Below are 1,467 nucleotides of genomic sequence, written 5' to 3'. Positions count from 1 at the left end.
AGGTTTTCTGCACCATGACCCTGACGTACTCGACTGGCATCTTCATCAAAGGTGACATCAAGAACCCAATGTAAGCTATTTTCAATACAAAGCGTGGGAGCGAATCACTTGATTGTGCCGCTGGGCCTCCGCTTCCAAGCTACTGAGGTACAACCTCACCTCTGTGGTTGTTTTGTTCCATAATTGTCTGTAAGAGCGAACCATCACCACTGTGGTTAAACCCAACCACTGATTTTGGCGATGTAAAGGTGGTAATTGAGTTACTGGCACTGCCCAAACTTCCCGGGTTTCCAGGCGATGATGCCCACTTTCAGTCGTTTGATCATAGCTGTAGTCAATCCCCTGCCAATGGTGAGCTTGAGCTTGGTCAAACCAAGCTTTTACCTGGTCACAGAGCTGACCTTGATTACCTTTGAGAGCCAGGACATAGTCCCCTTCTCCCCGCTGGATTTCCTGGACAATCTCTATTTGAGTACCCATAGCATCCAAGCTGACTACAGCTCCCTTGAGGTTGAGCAACAACAGCCTTCGTGGCACTGCGGTCATTTCATTGGACTTGCTCTCTACTTTTTGCGCTTGCTAGCACTAAACTATGCTCACTACTCCAGGCGCTGACACTATGCAACGCTTTGAGCTTCTTTTCCCGGTCATAGGAGCCTCTGGCTGTCTTACCATCTATATGAATCATCTCCAGATTTAATTTCTCTGTGATGCTGCTAATCCAATTGAGGAAGCTGTGGTTGAGTTCCTCTGGCTCTAGCTGGGACAATACTCTTCCAAAGGTATCGTGTGAAGGAATTCCATTGGGTATTTCCAGAAATTTCTCTAGCCACTCAAGCTTTGCTTTTCCATAGGTTTCTATTCCCACAAACCCCTCCGCTCCTGAGAGTATGGCGCTTGTTGGCTATGGTGATAATTGCCACTAGACTATGAGCTTTCCTTGAACCCACTCTCGGGTCTTGCAAATGTTGAAAATGCTTAATGACGCTTTTTCTGAGGATTTCTGCCTCTGGTTCTTCAATGGATGTCATAACGCCCTTGCCAAAGCCTTTTGCCATGATTAGTGACCTGGAAATGGGAATTGTTCTTCCCTATTATGGTAGCTTCGTCAGTTGTGCAACACAGCCTTGATTGTCGGAAAGTTTTATTCCACTCTTTGTTTCTTTTGTCAAGTACAATTTATACCAAGTTCAATGCGATTACCCTGAACCAGTTTGTCGAGTTTTGCTAACAACTCAATAACCTGCTCTTTGGTTAGCTGTTCTTGGGCTGATGCAGCACCTTGACCTTGGATTACTTGAGTGTTATTGTCACCTTGCTGGTTATTGTCACCTTGATTGGCTTTGCTATTGTCACCTTGTTGAAGGTTGTGGATATCACCGCCTACAGAACCACTTACAGAAAATCCACCGGGATTGTTAGTCATAGTACCTACCTCTTTAACATTTGTGTGTGTATAAAAACTCA

The 1,467-nt window shown here is 45.2% G+C and carries 3 protein-coding genes and 1 pseudogene; all 4 read right to left on the bottom strand.

The annotated features are described in order from the left end of the window. Nucleotides 1–153: 153 nt before the first annotated feature. A pseudogene (locus tag F6K49_RS48480) lies at nt 154–546 on the bottom strand (ISAs1 family transposase); the annotation flags it as partial. Nucleotide 547: 1 nt separating this feature from the next. Continuing rightward, complete coding sequence (locus F6K49_RS48475) at nt 548–868, bottom strand: ISAs1 family transposase (RefSeq protein WP_293109829.1); 321 nt, start codon at nt 866–868, stop codon at nt 548–550. Beyond that, a complete protein-coding gene (locus tag F6K49_RS48470; RefSeq protein ID WP_293109827.1) occupies nt 834–1,058 on the bottom strand; it encodes a hypothetical protein in 225 nt (74 codons plus the stop codon). Before F6K49_RS48470 ends, F6K49_RS48475 begins: the two co-directional genes overlap by 35 nt. 110 nt (nt 1,059–1,168) lie before the next feature. Continuing rightward, nucleotides 1,169–1,467 (bottom strand): hypothetical protein (locus F6K49_RS48465; protein WP_293109825.1); only part of this gene is annotated, 299 nt, incomplete at its 5' end.

It is taken from the genome of Moorena sp. SIO3I6, from assembly GCF_010672095.1.
The sequence above is the reverse complement of the archived record's forward strand: the minus strand, read 5'-3'. Positions and strand labels throughout refer to the sequence as shown.

What these genes read in the sequence shown, in the direction of transcription:
- F6K49_RS48470 (WP_293109827.1), bottom strand. Translation starts at nt 1,058, where the DNA reads ATGGCAAAAGGCTTTGGCAAGGGCGTTATGACATCCATTGAAGAACCA.